Annotated in this window: 16 protein-coding genes and 1 riboswitch; of the genes, 10 read left to right on the top strand and 6 right to left on the bottom strand. The window is 71.4% G+C overall.

Going from position 1 to position 14,631, the window contains the following annotated elements:
- The first annotated feature begins 289 nt into the window (after positions 1 to 289).
- The 4 genes from bldD to KIK05_RS27035 all read left to right on the top strand — a co-directional run bounded on the left by bldD (position 290) and on the right by KIK05_RS27035 (position 4,585).
- A complete protein-coding gene (gene bldD / locus KIK05_RS27020; RefSeq protein ID WP_189166358.1) occupies positions 290 to 784 on the top strand; it encodes a transcriptional regulator BldD in 495 nt (164 codons plus the stop codon).
- A gap of 653 nt (positions 785 to 1,437) precedes the next feature.
- Positions 1,438 to 2,418, top strand: a complete 981-nt coding sequence (locus KIK05_RS27025) for a polysaccharide deacetylase family protein (RefSeq protein WP_214413660.1) — start codon at positions 1,438 to 1,440, stop codon at positions 2,416 to 2,418.
- Between the two features lie 468 nt (positions 2,419 to 2,886).
- Positions 2,887 to 3,330 (top strand): RrF2 family transcriptional regulator, encoded by a 444-nt coding sequence (locus tag KIK05_RS27030; protein ID WP_214413661.1) that lies wholly within the window; start codon positions 2,887 to 2,889, stop codon positions 3,328 to 3,330.
- Between the two features lie 76 nt (positions 3,331 to 3,406).
- Positions 3,407 to 4,585 carry a globin domain-containing protein gene (locus KIK05_RS27035; protein ID WP_214413662.1) on the top strand — a complete coding sequence of 393 codons (1,179 nt, stop codon included), beginning with the start codon at positions 3,407 to 3,409 and terminating at the stop codon, positions 4,583 to 4,585.
- Positions 4,586 to 4,591: 6 nt separating this feature from the next.
- Here KIK05_RS27035 and KIK05_RS27040 read toward each other — a convergent pair whose 3' ends face one another.
- Together KIK05_RS27040 and KIK05_RS27045 are read right to left on the bottom strand one after the other, a co-directional pair.
- Positions 4,592 to 5,032, bottom strand: coding sequence for an SAV_6107 family HEPN domain-containing protein (locus tag KIK05_RS27040; protein WP_214413663.1), 441 nt, complete (start codon positions 5,030 to 5,032; stop codon positions 4,592 to 4,594).
- A gap of 595 nt (positions 5,033 to 5,627) precedes the next feature.
- The gene (locus tag KIK05_RS27045; protein ID WP_214413664.1) at positions 5,628 to 6,461 is read right to left on the bottom strand and encodes a L,D-transpeptidase family protein; all 834 of its coding nucleotides are present in this window, start codon (positions 6,459 to 6,461) and stop codon (positions 5,628 to 5,630) included.
- A 128-nt stretch (positions 6,462 to 6,589) separates the two neighbouring features.
- On the opposite strand from KIK05_RS27045, the gene KIK05_RS27050 reads away from it, so the two are divergent.
- From KIK05_RS27050 to KIK05_RS27060, 3 genes are all read left to right on the top strand, one after another.
- Positions 6,590 to 7,066: a YbaK/EbsC family protein gene (locus KIK05_RS27050; protein WP_308250134.1), complete on the top strand. Its 477-nt coding sequence runs from the start codon at positions 6,590 to 6,592 to the stop codon at positions 7,064 to 7,066.
- A gap of 109 nt (positions 7,067 to 7,175) precedes the next feature.
- Positions 7,176 to 7,730 (top strand): GNAT family N-acetyltransferase, encoded by a 555-nt coding sequence (locus KIK05_RS27055; protein ID WP_308250135.1) that lies wholly within the window; start codon positions 7,176 to 7,178, stop codon positions 7,728 to 7,730.
- Between the two features lie 184 nt (positions 7,731 to 7,914).
- Positions 7,915 to 8,379 carry a hypothetical protein gene (locus tag KIK05_RS27060; RefSeq protein ID WP_214413665.1) on the top strand — a complete coding sequence of 155 codons (465 nt, stop codon included), beginning with the start codon at positions 7,915 to 7,917 and terminating at the stop codon, positions 8,377 to 8,379.
- A 105-nt stretch (positions 8,380 to 8,484) separates the two neighbouring features.
- On the opposite strand, the gene metF is transcribed toward KIK05_RS27060, so the two are convergent.
- On the bottom strand, positions 8,485 to 9,417 hold the full coding sequence (metF, locus tag KIK05_RS27065) for a methylenetetrahydrofolate reductase [NAD(P)H] (protein ID WP_214413666.1): 933 nt from the start codon (positions 9,415 to 9,417) through the stop codon (positions 8,485 to 8,487).
- A 205-nt stretch (positions 9,418 to 9,622) separates the two neighbouring features.
- Here metF and KIK05_RS27070 point away from each other — a divergent pair, with 205 nt between their 5' ends.
- Positions 9,623 to 10,690 carry a polyprenyl synthetase family protein gene (locus KIK05_RS27070; protein WP_214413667.1) on the top strand — a complete coding sequence of 356 codons (1,068 nt, stop codon included), beginning with the start codon at positions 9,623 to 9,625 and terminating at the stop codon, positions 10,688 to 10,690.
- Positions 10,691 to 10,708: 18 nt separating this feature from the next.
- Here the strand turns inward: KIK05_RS27070 and thiE are convergent, their stop codons facing one another.
- From thiE to KIK05_RS27085, 3 genes are read right to left on the bottom strand one after another with little or no spacing between them, the layout of a single operon-like run.
- Positions 10,709 to 11,350 carry a thiamine phosphate synthase gene (gene thiE, locus KIK05_RS27075; RefSeq protein ID WP_214413668.1) on the bottom strand — a complete coding sequence of 214 codons (642 nt, stop codon included), beginning with the start codon at positions 11,348 to 11,350 and terminating at the stop codon, positions 10,709 to 10,711.
- Positions 11,328 to 11,702 (bottom strand): Rv2175c family DNA-binding protein, encoded by a 375-nt coding sequence (locus tag KIK05_RS27080; RefSeq protein WP_214413669.1) that lies wholly within the window; start codon positions 11,700 to 11,702, stop codon positions 11,328 to 11,330. The genes thiE and KIK05_RS27080 overlap by 23 nt, the downstream gene beginning before the upstream one ends.
- Before the next feature lie 49 nt (positions 11,703 to 11,751).
- Positions 11,752 to 12,921 carry an NAD(P)/FAD-dependent oxidoreductase gene (locus tag KIK05_RS27085; protein ID WP_214413670.1) on the bottom strand — a complete coding sequence of 390 codons (1,170 nt, stop codon included), beginning with the start codon at positions 12,919 to 12,921 and terminating at the stop codon, positions 11,752 to 11,754.
- Between the two features lie 136 nt (positions 12,922 to 13,057).
- A riboswitch (TPP riboswitch) is annotated at positions 13,058 to 13,170 on the top strand.
- On the opposite strand from KIK05_RS27085, the gene thiO reads away from it, so the two are divergent.
- On the top strand, positions 13,139 to 14,398 hold the full coding sequence (gene thiO, locus KIK05_RS27090; RefSeq protein WP_214413671.1) for a glycine oxidase ThiO: 1,260 nt from the start codon (positions 13,139 to 13,141) through the stop codon (positions 14,396 to 14,398). It overlaps the preceding riboswitch by 32 nt.
- Entirely contained in the window at positions 14,395 to 14,595 is a 201-nt protein-coding gene (thiS, locus tag KIK05_RS27095) for a sulfur carrier protein ThiS (protein WP_214413672.1), read from the top strand. Before thiO ends, thiS begins: the two co-directional genes overlap by 4 nt.
- Positions 14,596 to 14,631: the final 36 nt, after the last annotated feature.

Consider the following 14,631-nt stretch of genomic DNA (forward strand, 5'->3'; position numbering starts at 1 on the left):
ACCGGCGGGAGTCCCGCAGGTGCGGGAGGGATCAGGGGGTGCGTTCAAGGGCGTTCGGAGCGAGGCGAGACCGGACAGGATTCGGCATCTTTTTTCCAATCAGCTTGACCAATCACGCCCACACCTTTACCGTCACTGTCCGTAACCACACCTCGCGACGTTCTCGGGTAAACCCAGACGCTCTGGTCACCGAAGGTGCCTGCCCCGGGCGCCTGACCCGATCGCTGTGGCAATCGTCGCAAGGCGCACAATAAGTGAGAACGTTCATAGAAAGCCGGGGGGCCAAACGATGCCGTCTGACTACGCCAAGTCGCTGGGCGCGAGACTTCGCGCCATCCGCACCCAGCAGGGACTATCACTGCACGGGGTCGAAGAGAAGTCGCGAGGCCGATGGAAAGCCGTCGTGGTCGGCTCCTACGAGCGCGGCGACCGCGCCGTGACCGTGCAGAAGCTCGCCGAGTTGGCCGACTTCTATGGCGTGCCGGTCTCCGAACTGCTCCCCGGCGGCTCCGCGCCGAGCCCCCTTGGCCCGACGCCGAAGCTCGTGATCGACCTTGAGCGGCTCGCCCAGTTGCCCAAGGAGAAGGCCGGCGCCCTCGCCCGGTACGCCGCCACCATCCAGAGCCAGCGGGGCGACTACAACGGCAAGGTGCTGTCCATCCGCCAGGAGGACCTGCGCTCCCTCGCCGTCATCTATGACAAGTCCCCGACCGAGCTCACCGAGGAGCTCATCAACTGGGGCGTCCTCGACGCCGAGGCCCGCCGCGCCGTCGAGTCCTTCTAGATCATCTTCTTGCCGGCGGCTCCGGACCACGCGCTGACTGTAAACGGTTCCGGAAGCCGCCCGACGGCCTGACCGGCCCTGAAGCGGGCCGGTCGCGGCCGGCGGTCTCCACGGGGGCCGCGACCACGGCCCCAGCGCCGCCGTCGCGGCCCCCACGCCGTCCCAGGACCATTCCCAGACCCGCGAGCCCTTTCCAGGGCCGTTCCGGGCGACTCCAACGCCTCTCCAACGCCGTCTTCGGGCGTCCTGAGGCCTTAGTGGGTGGCTCAGGGCCACTTCCTCACCGCCCCGACGCGGCTCGCCCGGCCATCGGCGCGGTTTCGTTGGGCGCCGCGGCGGCGGGGGTGGTGTGGCGGCTTCGGCGCGCTTCTACGGCGGCGAACCCGGCGAGCAAGCCGGTGGCGTTGCGGCCAGCATGCGCATGCAGCCAGGCAGCCGAAATGATCGGGTCTGAAAAGAAAGTTTCAAACCTCCTGTCGCGGACGGTCGTCCGGCCGCTGACGTTCTCCCACGTAGCCGCTCTGCCGACAGGAGCAGAACATTCATCCGCGCCGGAAACTCCCAGCGGGCCCTTGTGCGCTGAAAGCTTTCCATGGAATCTGTGAAAGATTTCAGTCGTCCTCGCGTACGGCTGGCGGCAGGAGAGGAGAGGTATGTCCACAGCGCTCAGAGCGGTGGCCGGGGTCGTGACCCTGCTGGCGGCCGGCATCCTCCTGACGACACAGGCCTCGGCCGGTACGGCACGCGCGGCGGCCGACTGCAGCGGCGGGTACGTCGGCCTGACCTACGACGACGGCCCGAACCCGAGCAACACCACCAACCTGCTCAACACCCTGAAATCCAACGGCCTGCGCGCCACCATGTTCGACATCGGGCAGAACGCACGCAACAACCAGGCGCTCGTCAGGGCCCAGGTCGACGCCGGCATGTGGGTCGGCAACCACAGCTACACCCACCCCCACCTGCCGCAGATGAGCAGTTCGCAGATGCTCTCCGAGCTGCAGCAGACCCAGCAGGCCATCCAGCAGGCCACCGGTGCCGCGCCCAAGCTGTTCCGGCCGCCGTACGGGGAGACCGACTCGACCCTGAAATCGGTGGAGCGGCAGCTGGGCCTGACCGAGATCATCTGGGACGTCGACTCCCAGGACTGGAACGGCGCGAGCACCGACCAGATCGTGCAGCGGGCGAGCAGCCTGCAGAACGGCCAGATCATCCTGATGCACGACCAGTACGCGACCACGGTGGCCGCGATCCCGCGGATCGCCGCGAACCTGCGCGGCCGCAACGTGTGCGCCGGCATGATCTCCCCCGCCACCGGCCGGGCGGTGGCCCCCGACGGAGGCGGCCCGACCACCCCGCCCGGCGGCGGCTGCACGGCCACGATCTCGCCGGGTCAGCAGTGGAGCGACCGCTTCAACCTGTCGGTCACGGTCTCCGGCACCGGCGACTGGGTCGTCACCGTCACCGTGACACCGCCACAGAAGATCATCGCCACCTGGAACACCACCGCGACCTGGGACGGCAGCGGCAACGTCATGACCGCACGCCCCAACGGCGGTGGCAACACCTTCGGCTTCACCATCCAGCACGGCGGCAACTGGAACTGGCCTTCGGTCTCCTGCCGCGTGGCCTGACCACCTCGCGAGGTTCGGTGCTTTCGCACCGCTCGCCGGAGTCTCCCGCCGCGTGGGCCGACGCCCGCGCGCCGGGACGCGGGCGGCCGTGTGGTGCCGAGGGGACACCGCACGGCCGCCCCCGACCAGGGAGCCACCCACCCACCGCCGCTCCCGACGACACAGCCACCCACCCACCGCCCATCCCGACGACACAGCCACCCACGCACCGCCGCTCCCGACCAGAGGGCCACGCACGGCCGCTCCGGGCCGGAGGGGTACCCGCGGATCGACGTCGGTGGTCGTCGGCCGGGATGCAGGGAGTTCCGATCCGTCCCCAGGTCGCCCCGCGACGCCTCGGAGGCCGCTCAGGCGCCCGATCGCCCGGCATCCGCACTCGCTTTCCCGCCCACGTCTTCCGAGGTGGACGCGGGGTTATCTTGCTCACATAATGTGCATCCAACATTCCAGTTTTGGTACCGTCGAGGCGTGCGACTGACGAAGTTCACCGACCTGGCCCTGCGGGTGACCATGCGACTGGCGGTCGCCGAGCCGGGGGCGAGCCTCACCACCAAGCAGGTGGCCGAGGCCATGAACATCCCCTACACCCACACCGCCAAGGCCATCGCGCGACTCCAGCACCTCGGGGTGGTGGACGCGCGCCGGGGGCGGGGCGGAGGCCTGGAAGTCACTTCGTTCGGCCGCACGGCGTCGCTGGGTTGGCTGGTCCGCGAACTGGAGGGCGAGGAGGAGGTCGTCACCTGCGAAGGTGAGGCCCCCTGCCCCCTGCGGGCCGCCTGCCGGCTGCGCGGCGCGCTGCGAGGAGCGCAGCAGGCGTTCTACGCCGCACTGGACCGCGTCACCGTCGACGACCTGGTCGCCTCTCCGGCCGGGCCCGTCCTCCTCGGCCTCACCGCACCCGTCCGCGGCTGACCACGGGCACCGACGGAACCGTTTCAACGACCCGTTAAATATGAAGATCACTTACTGATTAAAGGAGGCTTCTCACGTGCTCTCCCCCGAGTCGGCCGCGACCGTCCGCGCCACACTGGCCGTGATCGGCGCCAACATCGACGACATCACCGCCCGCTTCTACTCGATGATGTTCACCGACAACCCTGAGCTGCTGCGCGACCTGTTCAACCGCGGCAACCAGGCCAACGGCGAGCAGCGCAGGGCCCTGGCCGGCTCGATCGCCGCCTTCGCCGCCACGCTCGTCCAGACCCCGCAGGCCCGGCCCGCCACGATGCTGGACCGGATCGCGCACAAGCACGCCTCGCTGAACGTGACCAGCGATCAGTACGTGATCGTGCACAAGTACCTCTTCGCCGCCATCGCCGACGTGCTCGGCGACGCCGTCACCCCCGACGTGGCGCAGGCCTGGGACGAGGTGTACTGGCTGATGGCCGGCGAGCTCATCGGCCGTGAGGCGGTGCTCCGCCGCGACGCGAAGACGGACTGGATCACGGCGACGGTGATCGAGCGGCGGGCCGAGACCCCGGACGTGGTCTCGCTCGTCCTGCGTCCTTCCGTTCCGGCGTCGTTCCTGCCGGGCCAGTACGTCAGCGTGGTGGTCCCGTTGCCCGACGGGGCGCGGCAGATCCGGCAGTACAGCCTGTCGTGCGCTCCGGAGCGGGGCGACTGGCGGATCACCGTCAAGCGGGTGCGCGGCGGCGACACCCCGGACGGCGAGGTCTCCAACCGGCTGTACGAGGACGTCGTGCCGGGCGACGTGCTGACGGTTTCGGCGCCGTTCGGCGACCTCGTCCTGCGCCCCGGCGACACCCCGTTGCTCCTGGTCTCGGCGGGAATCGGCGTCACGCCCATGCTGTCGATGGTCGACCACCTCGCGGCGACCGGCTCCACCCGGCGGGTCACCGTGGTCCACGCCGACCGCTCCCCCGCCTGCCACGCCCACCGCGAGGAGCTGGAACGGCTGGTGGCCGCCCTGCCCGGTGCCGGTCTGCACCGGTGGTACGAGGAGGGGTGCGACGGCGCCGGCGCGCCCGCGAACAGCGGCCAGGCGGACCTGACCGGCCTCGACCTGCCGGACGGCGTGCAGGTCTACCTTTGCGGGCCGCTGCCCTTCATGCGCGCCGTGCGGTCGCAGCTGGCCGGGCGCGGCGTGCCGTCCTCCGACATCCACTACGAGGTGTTCGGCCCCGACCTGTGGCTGGCGCAGGACTGAGCGGGCTCATCCGGCCAGAGGGGCCTTCACCGGCAGGGCGGACTGGCCGGGGACACCGAGGATGTCCTCCACGACGCCGACGAAGGTGTCGGCCTCGGCGATGAGCTCTTCGGCGTCCCGCGCGGAGACCACGCGGACCATGCCGGCCTCGGCCGCCGCCCGCTTGCGGGCGCTCTCGGCGAAGTAGACCGCCCACTGGGCGAGCCTCGGCTCCGCCTCGGGCAGGAGCTCCCATGCGCTGCGCAGCCGCCGCCTGCGGCCGTCCATCGGGCGGGGCAGGGCCGCGAGGATCGCGGCGGCCGCGCGCAGGGCCGCCAGATGCGCCGAGACGTAACGCTCCGCAGGGGTGCGGGCCGCTGCGGCGTCCGCCAGGAAGGAGTGCGCGTCGGTCAGGTGCGCGCGCACGGTCTGTGAAACCCGGGGACCTTCTCCGGACTCTCGAGTCATGCCACCCTCCTTGGGGTCATGGCTCCGGCGGTGACCGCCGGTGATAACACAGTCGCAGACGCCACCGACAATTCCGGTGGTCCGCTGGTCTTGGTCACTCGGATGCGCTCCCTCGCTCCTCGCCCCGGCACCGCTGGTGGTGCCGCGGGTGCTCCGACCCCTTGGCCAGCCGTGTTCGGTGGATGTGGTGGTGGCGCTCCCATCTCGCCGACCGCGCTACCCGGGGCCATCGCCGCGCCTCGGGGCCCCGCCGCTCCGCGTTCCGCGGTGGCTCGCCCCGGTCCTCGCGCCGTCTCGATGTGCTCTTTGCGTCTGTGCCGCGCTCGTGCCGGTGTGGTGCTCGCTCGGGGCCGGACGAGGAGCTTCCCCTCTCCCCGCCCGGCCGTTGGTCCGCGCGGGAAGGCCGCCGCCGACGACACTCCCCAGCCGGGTGGTGAGGGGCAGGCCGCGAGTCCTGACCCTCACCATGTCGAACATAAATTCGATCGTTCTGCTTGTCAAGGATGACACGAACATTCGTTCGATCATGACTGTCAGCTCGAACGGCGAAGGCCGCGGTCCCGGGGACCGCGGCCTTCGATCGGCTGTGCTGGGGTCAGCGGTGGAAGGCACCCCTGACGTGGACGGGGACTCCCGTGCCGAGCAGGCCCGGCAGGATCTGGGAGACGTGCATGGGCAGCCGCACGCACCCGTGGGAGGCGGGGTACAGCGGCACCGAGAGCGCGCCGTGCAGCGCGATGCCGCCGTTGAAGAAGATCGGGTTGTACAGCCGGCCGAGGTAGGACGTGTGCCAGCCCGACCGCCGCCAGGTGGTCTTGTAGTCGCCGGTCGGCGTCCGCGCCGAGCCGCAGAACCTCTGCGTCTTGCCCTGCCAGGTGGCGGTCTCGCAGTAGGGGATGCCGCTGCCCGAGGAGATGTGGGTGATCAGCCTGACCTCGCCGCCCCTGTAGAGCACGGCGATCTGCTTGGTGAGGTTGACCTCGACACGGTCGGGCTTGCCGTTCGGCACCAGCACGGTGGGCGCCTTGGGGTTCTCCAGCGCCCGCCAGGTGCGGGCGGTGAGCGTGCTCGACGGCGTGATGCCCTGGACCTTCTGGAACGCCCAGACGGCGGTCTGCGTCGCCCCGCCGTACCTCGCGTCGATCTTGCCCGGGACGTACCCGAGCTCCTGCAGCCTCGTCTGCAGGTCCTTGACCGCCACGCCCTTGGCCCCCAGCTTGAGGGTGCCGTGCGGCGCGACGAACTTCTTCAGTGCCACGGCCCGGCTGACCGGCGTGGCGTGGATCGTGACCGCCTGAGCGTACGCGCGACCCGCGGCGGCGCCTGTCCCGGCCGCGGACCCGCCCTGCCCGGCCGCCAGACCGCCAGAGACGAGCACGGCCCCGGCGGTCAGGACCGCCGCGGCGGCGAGCCGCCTTCCAACCCCCATGTCAAAACTCTCCTTCGCGAGCACCATGATTGAATGACGGACACTAGCGCACCGGTCACGTCCGGCTCCGCTCGGTCACGCAGATGTAATCGATCGCCGATGTCGGTCAATCTGTTTAGAGTGGCCGCGTGGCAGAAAAGTTGCATCCCAGCGTGGTCAAGGTGACCGACGCCCTCCGCGAGGCCGGCGCGACCGGCGAGGTCGTCGTCCTGACCGACCCCGCCCCCACCGCCGTCACCGCCGCCGCCCAGGTCGGCTGCGAGGTCGGCGCGATCGCCAACAGCCTGATCTTCGACGCCGACGGCGAGCCGTTGCTGGTGCTGACCAGCGGCGCCCACCGGGTGGACACCCGCCTGATCGCCGAGGTGGTGGGAGTCTCCAAGGTCAAGCGGGCCACCCCCGAGTTCGTGAAGGCGGCGACGGGTCAGACCATCGGCGGCGTCGCGCCGATCGGCCACCCCGCGCCGATCCGCACGCTGGTCGACACCTGGCTCGGCAAGCACGAGGTGGTCTGGGCGGCCGCGGGCCACGCCCACACGGTCTTCCCCACCACGTTCGACGAGCTCGTGCGCATCACCGGCGGCACTCCGGTCGAGGTCGAGTAACCCGTCCCGGCGGGCAGGATCTGGACATCTCTCGCCGACGGCGAGGATCAGCCATCATCACGGCGCAAACAGGGCAAAAGATTACTGAAGTGGCACTAGTCTGCGAGAAGTGATCGAACTGCGGCGTGTCAGTCCCGAGGAGTTCGTGGAGTCGCTCGGCACCGTGATGGACGTCTACACGGCGGCGATGCACCCTCCGTCCGACCAGATCGCCGGACGGCAGAGCATCATGCGCAATCACGCGACATTTCCGGACTTCGCCTGCCTGCTCGCCGAGACGCCGGCGGGCGAGCCGGCCGGCTTCGGGTACGCCTTCCACGGCGCCCCGGGCCAGTGGTGGCACGACGTCGTGCGCCGGGCCCTCGCGGAACGATCCGGCCCGGCGGCGGCCGACGACTGGTTCTCGAACACCCTGGAGATCGCCGAGATCCACGTGGCGCCGAGTCACCAGGGCAGGGGCATCGGGCGCCGCCTCGTCCAGGGCCTGTGTGAGGGCAGGCCGGAGCGTACCGCCGTGCTGTCCACCCACGACCGGCCGACGGCCGCCCGTCACCTGTACCGCCGCCTCGGTTTCGTCGACCTGATGAGCATGTACGTGTTCCCCGGGGGATACGAGCACTACGCCATCGTCGGCGCCCCCCTCCCCCTCCGCCCGCTGCCGTAGGGACGAACCCGGCTGAGCGACAACGGTCACCCACGTACCGGACGTCCGCGACCGGCCCCCGAAATCTCCCGCGTTCTACACCAGTCGCCGCCGATGCAGTACGGTCGGTCGCGATGATCCACGGGGAAGGCCGGAACCGATCGCTCCCGATGGCAGGGGATATGGGGGTCTCATGGTGATGTCGATGATCTTGAACATTCTCTATTACCTCCCGACGCTCATTGTGCTGATCGTCGGAATCGTGCTCACCGCGAGAGCCAAACGCGAGCACGGCTCCGGTGCCACGCTCGGCATGATCGGCTGCATCGTGCTCCTGCTCACGGCCCTGCTGGAGGCTGTGCGCGCCCTCGCGCTCCCGTACCTGCTCACATCCGGCGGCTACAGCGCCCGGGGACCGCTGATCACGCTGTCGGGCCTGCTGTTCGCGATCTTCAACACCATCGGCATCGGCCTGCTGATCTGGGGCGTCGTCGCCAAGCGGATCCAGACGCAGTCGGCGGCACCCGGCTGGCAGCCGCCCCAGGGCCAGGGCTGGCAGCAGCCCGCGCCCGGCTGGCAGCAGCAGCCTCCCGGCTCCGGCTGGCAGCAGCAACCGCCCCAGCCTCCGGCTCCGGGCTGGCAGCAGCAGCCGCCCCAGCAACAGGGCTGACCACTTCTCGTACGGCCGCCGCTGTCACCGGTGTTCGGCGCGGCGTCACGGCGCGGACGCGGGCGCCCGCCGGGCACCGTGGCCGGCGGGCGCCTGTGGTACGGCTCAGCGGGCGGTGGCGGCCACCGGCTCGGGAGTGAGGGCCTGGAAGACCTCGCGGGTCGCGCTGGAGTTGTTGAAGGTGATGAAGTGGATGCCGGGCGCGCCCTCGTCGAGCAGCGTCTGGCACAGCTCGGCGGCGTGCTCGATGCCGAGGCGCCGCACCGCCGCGGGGTCGTCGGCCACGGCCTCGAAGCGCGCGGCCACCTCCGGCGGGAACGGCGCACCCGAGAGCTGCTCCGACCGCGCCATCGTGCTCATCTGGGTCACGGGCATGATGCCCGGGATGATCGGCGTGTCACAGCCCTTGGCCGCCACCCGGTCGCGCAGCCGGAGGTAGTCCTCCGCGCGGAAGAACATCTGCGTGATGGCGTAGTCGGCCCCGGCCCGGCACTTCTGCACGAAGTAATCGGTATCGGACTCCACTGACTGCGACCGCGGATGCCGGTAGGGGAAGGCGGCCACGCCGACGCAGAAGTCGCCGGCCTGGCGGATCAGGCGCACGAGGTCCTCGGCGTAGAGCACGCCCTCGGGGTGCTGCACCCACTCGGCCAGCGGATCGCCGCCCGGCGGGTCACCGCGCACGGCGAGGATGTTGCGCACGCCCGCGCCCGCGAACCGGCCGATCAGGTGACGCAGCTCGCGCACCGAGTGGTCGACGGCCGTGAAGTGCGCCACCGGCGTGAGCGTGGTCTCGTGGGCGAGCCGCTCGACGATCTCGACGGTGCGGTCGCGCGTGGAGCCGCCGGCGCCGTAGGTGACCGAGACGAACGTGGGACGCAGCGCCTCCAGCTCGCGGATCGCGCGCCACAACTGCCGCTCCCCGGCATCGGTCTTCGGGGGGAAGAACTCGAAAGAGAACGACCGGCCCCCGGAGGCGAGGAGCTCTCGCACCGTGGGGACGCGGTCGGGCAGGATTGAAGGTCGACCCAGAGCCATGGCACAAGGCTACAGGGCCGATCGCCGGTCCACCCGTGATCAAAGTGCTGAACCCGGCCGGCTCGAGCGCCGCTCCAGCGGTTCCCCAGCCCGCGCCGGCGCCGCCCGTCCCCCGCCGCCGCCCGTACGGCCGTCCCACGCCGAGCGCCCCCGAGGTGCAGGGGAGGGAATCAGAACTTCAGCAGGGGGCCGTTAATCTCAAAGCATGACCACATCCTTCGCGCAGTCGGCAGCCATCCGGTCCGAGGTGGACCGCAGCCTGCGGGTGTTCCTCGACCGGCAGCGTCCACTGGTCAGCGGGCCCGAGCTCGCCCCCCTGCTCGACGCGGTCGCGGAGTTCCTGGCGGGCGGCAAGCGGCTGCGTCCGGCGTTCTGCTACTGGGGCTGGCGCGCGGGCGGCGGAGGTGAGGAGCCGGCGATCTTCAACGCGGCGGCGTCGCTGGAGTTGCTGCAGGCCAGCGCATTGATCCACGACGACGTGATGGACGCCAGCGATCTGCGGCGCGGCCGGCCCTCGGTGCACCGGCGCTTCCAGGCGCTGCACGAGGAGTCGGGGTGGCAGGGCTCGGCGGCGCAGTTCGGCGAGGGGGCGGCGGTCCTGCTGGGCAGCCTCCTGCTGGTGTGGTCGGGCGAGATGTGGCGCACCAGCGGCCTGCCCGCGGACGCCCTGGCCGCGGCCGAACATGTTCACGACCTCATGCGGACCGAGCTGATGTGTGGTCAGTATCTTGATCTGCTGGAGCAGGCGCACGGGGAGAGCACCTTCGACAGCGCGCTGCGGGTGGCCCTGCACAAGAGCGGCAAGTACTCCGTCGAGCAGCCGCTCCGTCTCGGCCTGCTGCTGGCGACGCGCCGCCCGCAGCCGTGGATCGACCGGTTGTGCGTGGAGTACGGGCAGAAGGTCGGCATCGCCTTCCAGCTGCGCGACGACGTGCTCGGCGTCTTCGGCGACCCGGCCGAGACGGGCAAGCCCGCCGGCGACGACCTGCGCGAGGGCAAGCGCACGATGCTGGTCGCGCGCACGCTCGCCGCCGCGTCCGAGAGCCAGGCCGCCGACGTGCGCCGGCTGCTCGGGGATCCCGAGCTGGACGCGGACGGCGTGAAGCGGCTCCGCGAGATCATCGAGGAGACCGGCGCGCTGGCGGCGAGCGAGGAAATGATCAAGCGCTATCTCGACGACGCGCTGAACTCCCTGGAGCGCGCGCCGATCACGGCCGAGGCCCGCGACGCCCTCGTGGAGCTCGCGGTGGCCGCCACCTCACGCCGCAGCTGACGGCCGGGCCGCCCGGGGTCAGGACCGGACGGCCAGGCGACGCGCGAACTCGGCGGCCGCCGCGCCCGGGTCCTCGGCCTCGGTGATCGCCCGGACGACCACGACCCGCGTCACGCCGTACGACATGACCTCCTCGAGGTTGCCCAGGTCGATGCCGCCGATGCCGAACCACGGCCGGTCGGCGGCCAGCGAGGCCGCGTGCTTCAGCAGGCCCGGCCCCGGCGCGTACCGCCCCGGCTTGGTGGGCGTCGGCCAGACGGGCCCGCAGCAGAAGTAGTCGACGCCCGGCTCCACCGCCGCCGACGACGCCTCGGCGTCGCTGTGGGTGGACCGCCCGATCAGGATCTCCGGCCCGAGGATCTCCCGGGCGACGGCCACGGGCAGGTCGTCCTGCCCGAGGTGGAGGATGTCGGGGCGCGCGGCGTAGGCGACGTCGGCCCTGTCGTTGACCGCGAGCAGGGCTCCGTGCCTGTCGCAGGCGGCGCGGAACACCTCCAGCAGGGCGAGCTCCTCACGGGCCTCCAGGCCCTTCTCGCGCAACTGGACGATGTCCACGCCACCCGCGAGGACGGCGTCGAGGAACTGTTCGAGGTCGCCCTGACGGCGACGCCCGTCGGTGCAGAGATAGAGCCTGGTGTCAGAAAGCGAGCGCCTGGGCACGCCTCTTCACCTCGGTGTGCCGGCCCGCGACGATCGCGTCGATCGGCGCCCCCGGCAGGGAGTCGTCGGCGGTGAAGAGCCACCGCAGGGCCTCGACGTCGTCGTAGCCCGCGTCCGACAGTACGGTCAAAGTGCCGGGAAGTCCCTTCACCACGTCGTCTCCGGCGACGAACGCCGCGGGGACCTCCGGCTCGGGGCCTCCCCTGCGGACGCCGATGAGCTTCTTGTCCTTGAGGAGCTGCTTGGCGCGCCCGGTGCTGAGCCCGAACCGCCTGCCCACTTCGGAGAGGGGGAGCCATTCCCCCACCAACTGGTCGGTTTCCCGGTCGATCTGTGCAACAGAAAGCGTCACGGAACCACAACTACCACGTCGTACCTCTTCTCAAACACCCCAGAGGGGGTCACAAGCAGTCGCGCAAGGGTATCGAGGGGTCGCTGACGCGATCCACGTCGAGCCTTTGCCCGCCCTGGACGATACGACGGCCCTGGACCAGGTCACGGGGGCGGTCGACCGTGAAGATCGCCGCCAGCCGGTCGTCGTCGGTGACCCAGCAGACGGCCCACTTGGGGTCGGTGGCAGGGTCGCCGCGCGGCACGCGCCTGGCCCCCTCGTGATGCCCGGCGTACTGCAGCATGTGGCCGAACTGCTCCGACCAGAAGTAGGGAACAGGATCGTACACGGCCGTCTCCCCGAGAAGGGTGGCCACCGCGGTCTCGGGGGCGTTGAGCGCGGTGTCCCAGTGTTCGACCCGCATGCGCCGGCCGAAGCGGGGCGACCACCAGTTGGCGCAGTCGCCCACCGCGACCACGCGGTCCATGGACGTCCGCAGGTGCTCGTCGACCACGACGCCGTTGTCGAGCTCGATCCCGGAGCCGGCGAGCCATCCGACGGCGGGGCGCACGCCGATGCCCGTCACCACCACGTCGGCGGGCAGCCAGGAGCCGTCCATCATCGTCAGCCCGCCCGGGTCGACCGAGCCGACCATGGTGCCGAGCCGCAGGTCGATGCCCGCCTCGGCGTACCAGGGGACGGTGTGCCCGCCCACCTCGGGGCCGATCGCGGCGGCGAGCGGCGCGGAGGCGGCCTCGACGACGGTGACGTCGCATCCCGCGCGACGGGCGGCCGTGGCGACCTCGGCGCCGATCCAGCCGGCCCCGACGATCACGACGCGGGCCTTGGGGACGAGCAGGGAGCGCAGGGTCAACGCGTCGTCGATGGTGCGCAGGACGTGCTGCTCGCCCTCGCCCCGCAGCCTGATGGGCGAGGCTCCGGTGGCGATGACCAGGCCGTCGTACTCCACCTCGCCCTCGGTGGTCGAAAGGACGCCCTCGCGCAGGCCCTTGGCCGAGACGCTGGTGCGCAGGTCGACCTCGAGCGCGCCGAGGTCGGAGTCGACGATCGTCGAGTCGAGGTCGCCCAGCAGGACGGCCTTGGACAGCGGCGGACGATCGTAGGGGCGATGGCCCTCATCGCCGATCAGCGTGATGTGCCCTCGATAGCCGCGCGCTCGCAGCGCCTCGACACTCCGCACGCCGGCGAGGCCGGCTCCCACCACCACGACATGATTCACAACCTGACCCTAAGCGCCGCGCCCGGTAACTCGCCAACGGCGATTGGGTAACAAATTGGCTCACTTCCCCATACGCGCAGTGATGAAAGCACTCAAGGGGGTGCGCAACACGTACGAGGGCAGGAATAGGCTTGTTGCGTCAGCGCGCGGGAGTCCGGCGAGACCGGGCTGAGAGGAGGGCTAACGGCCCTCGACCGCCAGAGACCTGATCCGGATCATGCCGGCGAAGGGAGCGGGACCTGTCGTGAACGTGGTCGTGGTGGGCGGTGGCGTCGTCGGGCTGTCGGTGGCGTGGCGGGCGGCCCGGCGGGGACACACCGTCACCGTCGTCGACCCGGCCCCCGGTTCGGGCGCCTCGCACGCGGCGGCGGGCATGCTCGCCCCGGTCAGCGAGGTCACCTACACCGAGGAGCCCCTGCTGCGCCTCGGCCTCGCCTCGCTGGCCCGCTGGCCCGCCTTCGCCGCCGAACTGTCCCGGGAGGCCGGGCAGGACGTCGACTACCGCGCCCACGGCACGCTGGACGTGGCGTTCGGCGCCGACGACCTGGCGGCGCTCGGCGAGATGGCCGACTTCATGGAGAAGCTCGCGCTCCCCGTCGAACGGCTGACCGGCCGCGAGTGCCGCCGTGCCGAGCCCATGCTGGCGCCCTCGGTCCGCGGCGGCGTCCTCGCGGCGGGCGACGCCTGGGTGGACCCCCGGCGCGTCTCGGCGGCCCTGCTCGCCGCGCTGGAGGCCCGCGGCGTGACCGTGGTGGCCGACCGCGTCACCGGGCTGGCCGTCGAGGGCGGGGCGGTGCGGGGAGTGCGACCGGCGCGGGGCGGGACGATCGGGGCGGACCGGGTGGTGCTGGCCGCCGGAGCCTGGTCCGGCTCGCTGGAAGGCGTGCCCCCGGAGGTGCTTCCGCCGGTGCGGCCGGTCAAGGGCCAGATCATGCGGCTGCGCGGCGCCCCGGGGTTCCTCGGGCGCTGCGTGCGCGGTGTCGTCCACGGGTCCAGCGCCTACCTCGTGCCGCGCGGCGACGGCGAGATCGTGCTGGGCGCCACCCAGGAGGAGATGGGGTTCGACACCCGGGTCACCGCCGGAGGGCTGTGGGAGCTGCTGCGCGACGCGCGGGAGCTCGTGCCCGGGATCACCGAGCTCGAGGTGGCCGACGTCCGGGCCGGGCTGCGCCCGGGCACCCCCGACAACCTTCCCGTCATCGGGCGGTCCGCCATGGAGGGCCTGCTGCTGGCCACCGGGCACCATCGCGGCGGCGTCCTGCTGTCCCCGCTGACGGCCGACTTCGTCGCCGCCGAGCTCGACCGCTCCCCCGCGGACCCGGTCCCCGATCATTCGCCGGGCCTGCCCGGCGATCCCCCCGTCGGCGAGATCTGCTCGCCGCTGCGGTTCCGCCACGGCCGGCAGGCCGGCGCACACATGGACGAAGGAGGTGCGGGGCGTCCCGCCCGGCAGGCGGCCGCCCCGGAGACGCGATGATAGTGATCATCAATGGTTCCCCCCGCGACCTGCCCGCCGGGGCGACGGTCGCGCAGGCCGTCGAGACGCTGACCCCGGCCGCCGCCGGGGTCGCGGTCGCCCTGAACGACGAGGTCGTGCGGCGGGGCCTGTGGGGGTCCACCACGCTCGGCGAGAACGACCGCATCGAGGTGCTGACGGCGGTGCAGGGTGGCTGAGACCTACGCGGATGACGCGCACGACACGGAGACGCC

Source organism: Sphaerisporangium fuscum, from assembly GCF_018531465.1.
In the GTDB taxonomy this organism is placed as follows: Bacteria; Actinomycetota; Actinomycetes; order Streptosporangiales; family Streptosporangiaceae; genus Sphaerisporangium; species Sphaerisporangium fuscum.

Coding starts and splice junctions, on each gene's coding strand:
- bldD (WP_189166358.1), top strand. CDS start 290: ATGCCGTCTGACTACGCCAAGTCGCTGGGCGCGAGACTTCGCGCCATC.
- KIK05_RS27025 (WP_214413660.1), top strand. CDS start 1,438: ATGTCCACAGCGCTCAGAGCGGTGGCCGGGGTCGTGACCCTGCTGGCG.
- KIK05_RS27040 (WP_214413663.1), bottom strand. CDS start 5,032: ATGACTCGAGAGTCCGGAGAAGGTCCCCGGGTTTCACAGACCGTGCGC.
- KIK05_RS27045 (WP_214413664.1), bottom strand. CDS start 6,461: ATGGGGGTTGGAAGGCGGCTCGCCGCCGCGGCGGTCCTGACCGCCGGG.
- KIK05_RS27060 (WP_214413665.1), top strand. CDS start 7,915: ATGATCTTGAACATTCTCTATTACCTCCCGACGCTCATTGTGCTGATC.
- metF (WP_214413666.1), bottom strand. CDS start 9,417: ATGGCTCTGGGTCGACCTTCAATCCTGCCCGACCGCGTCCCCACGGTG.
- KIK05_RS27070 (WP_214413667.1), top strand. CDS start 9,623: ATGACCACATCCTTCGCGCAGTCGGCAGCCATCCGGTCCGAGGTGGAC.
- thiO (WP_214413671.1), top strand. CDS start 13,139: ATGCCGGCGAAGGGAGCGGGACCTGTCGTGAACGTGGTCGTGGTGGGC.
- thiS (WP_214413672.1), top strand. CDS start 14,395: ATGATAGTGATCATCAATGGTTCCCCCCGCGACCTGCCCGCCGGGGCG.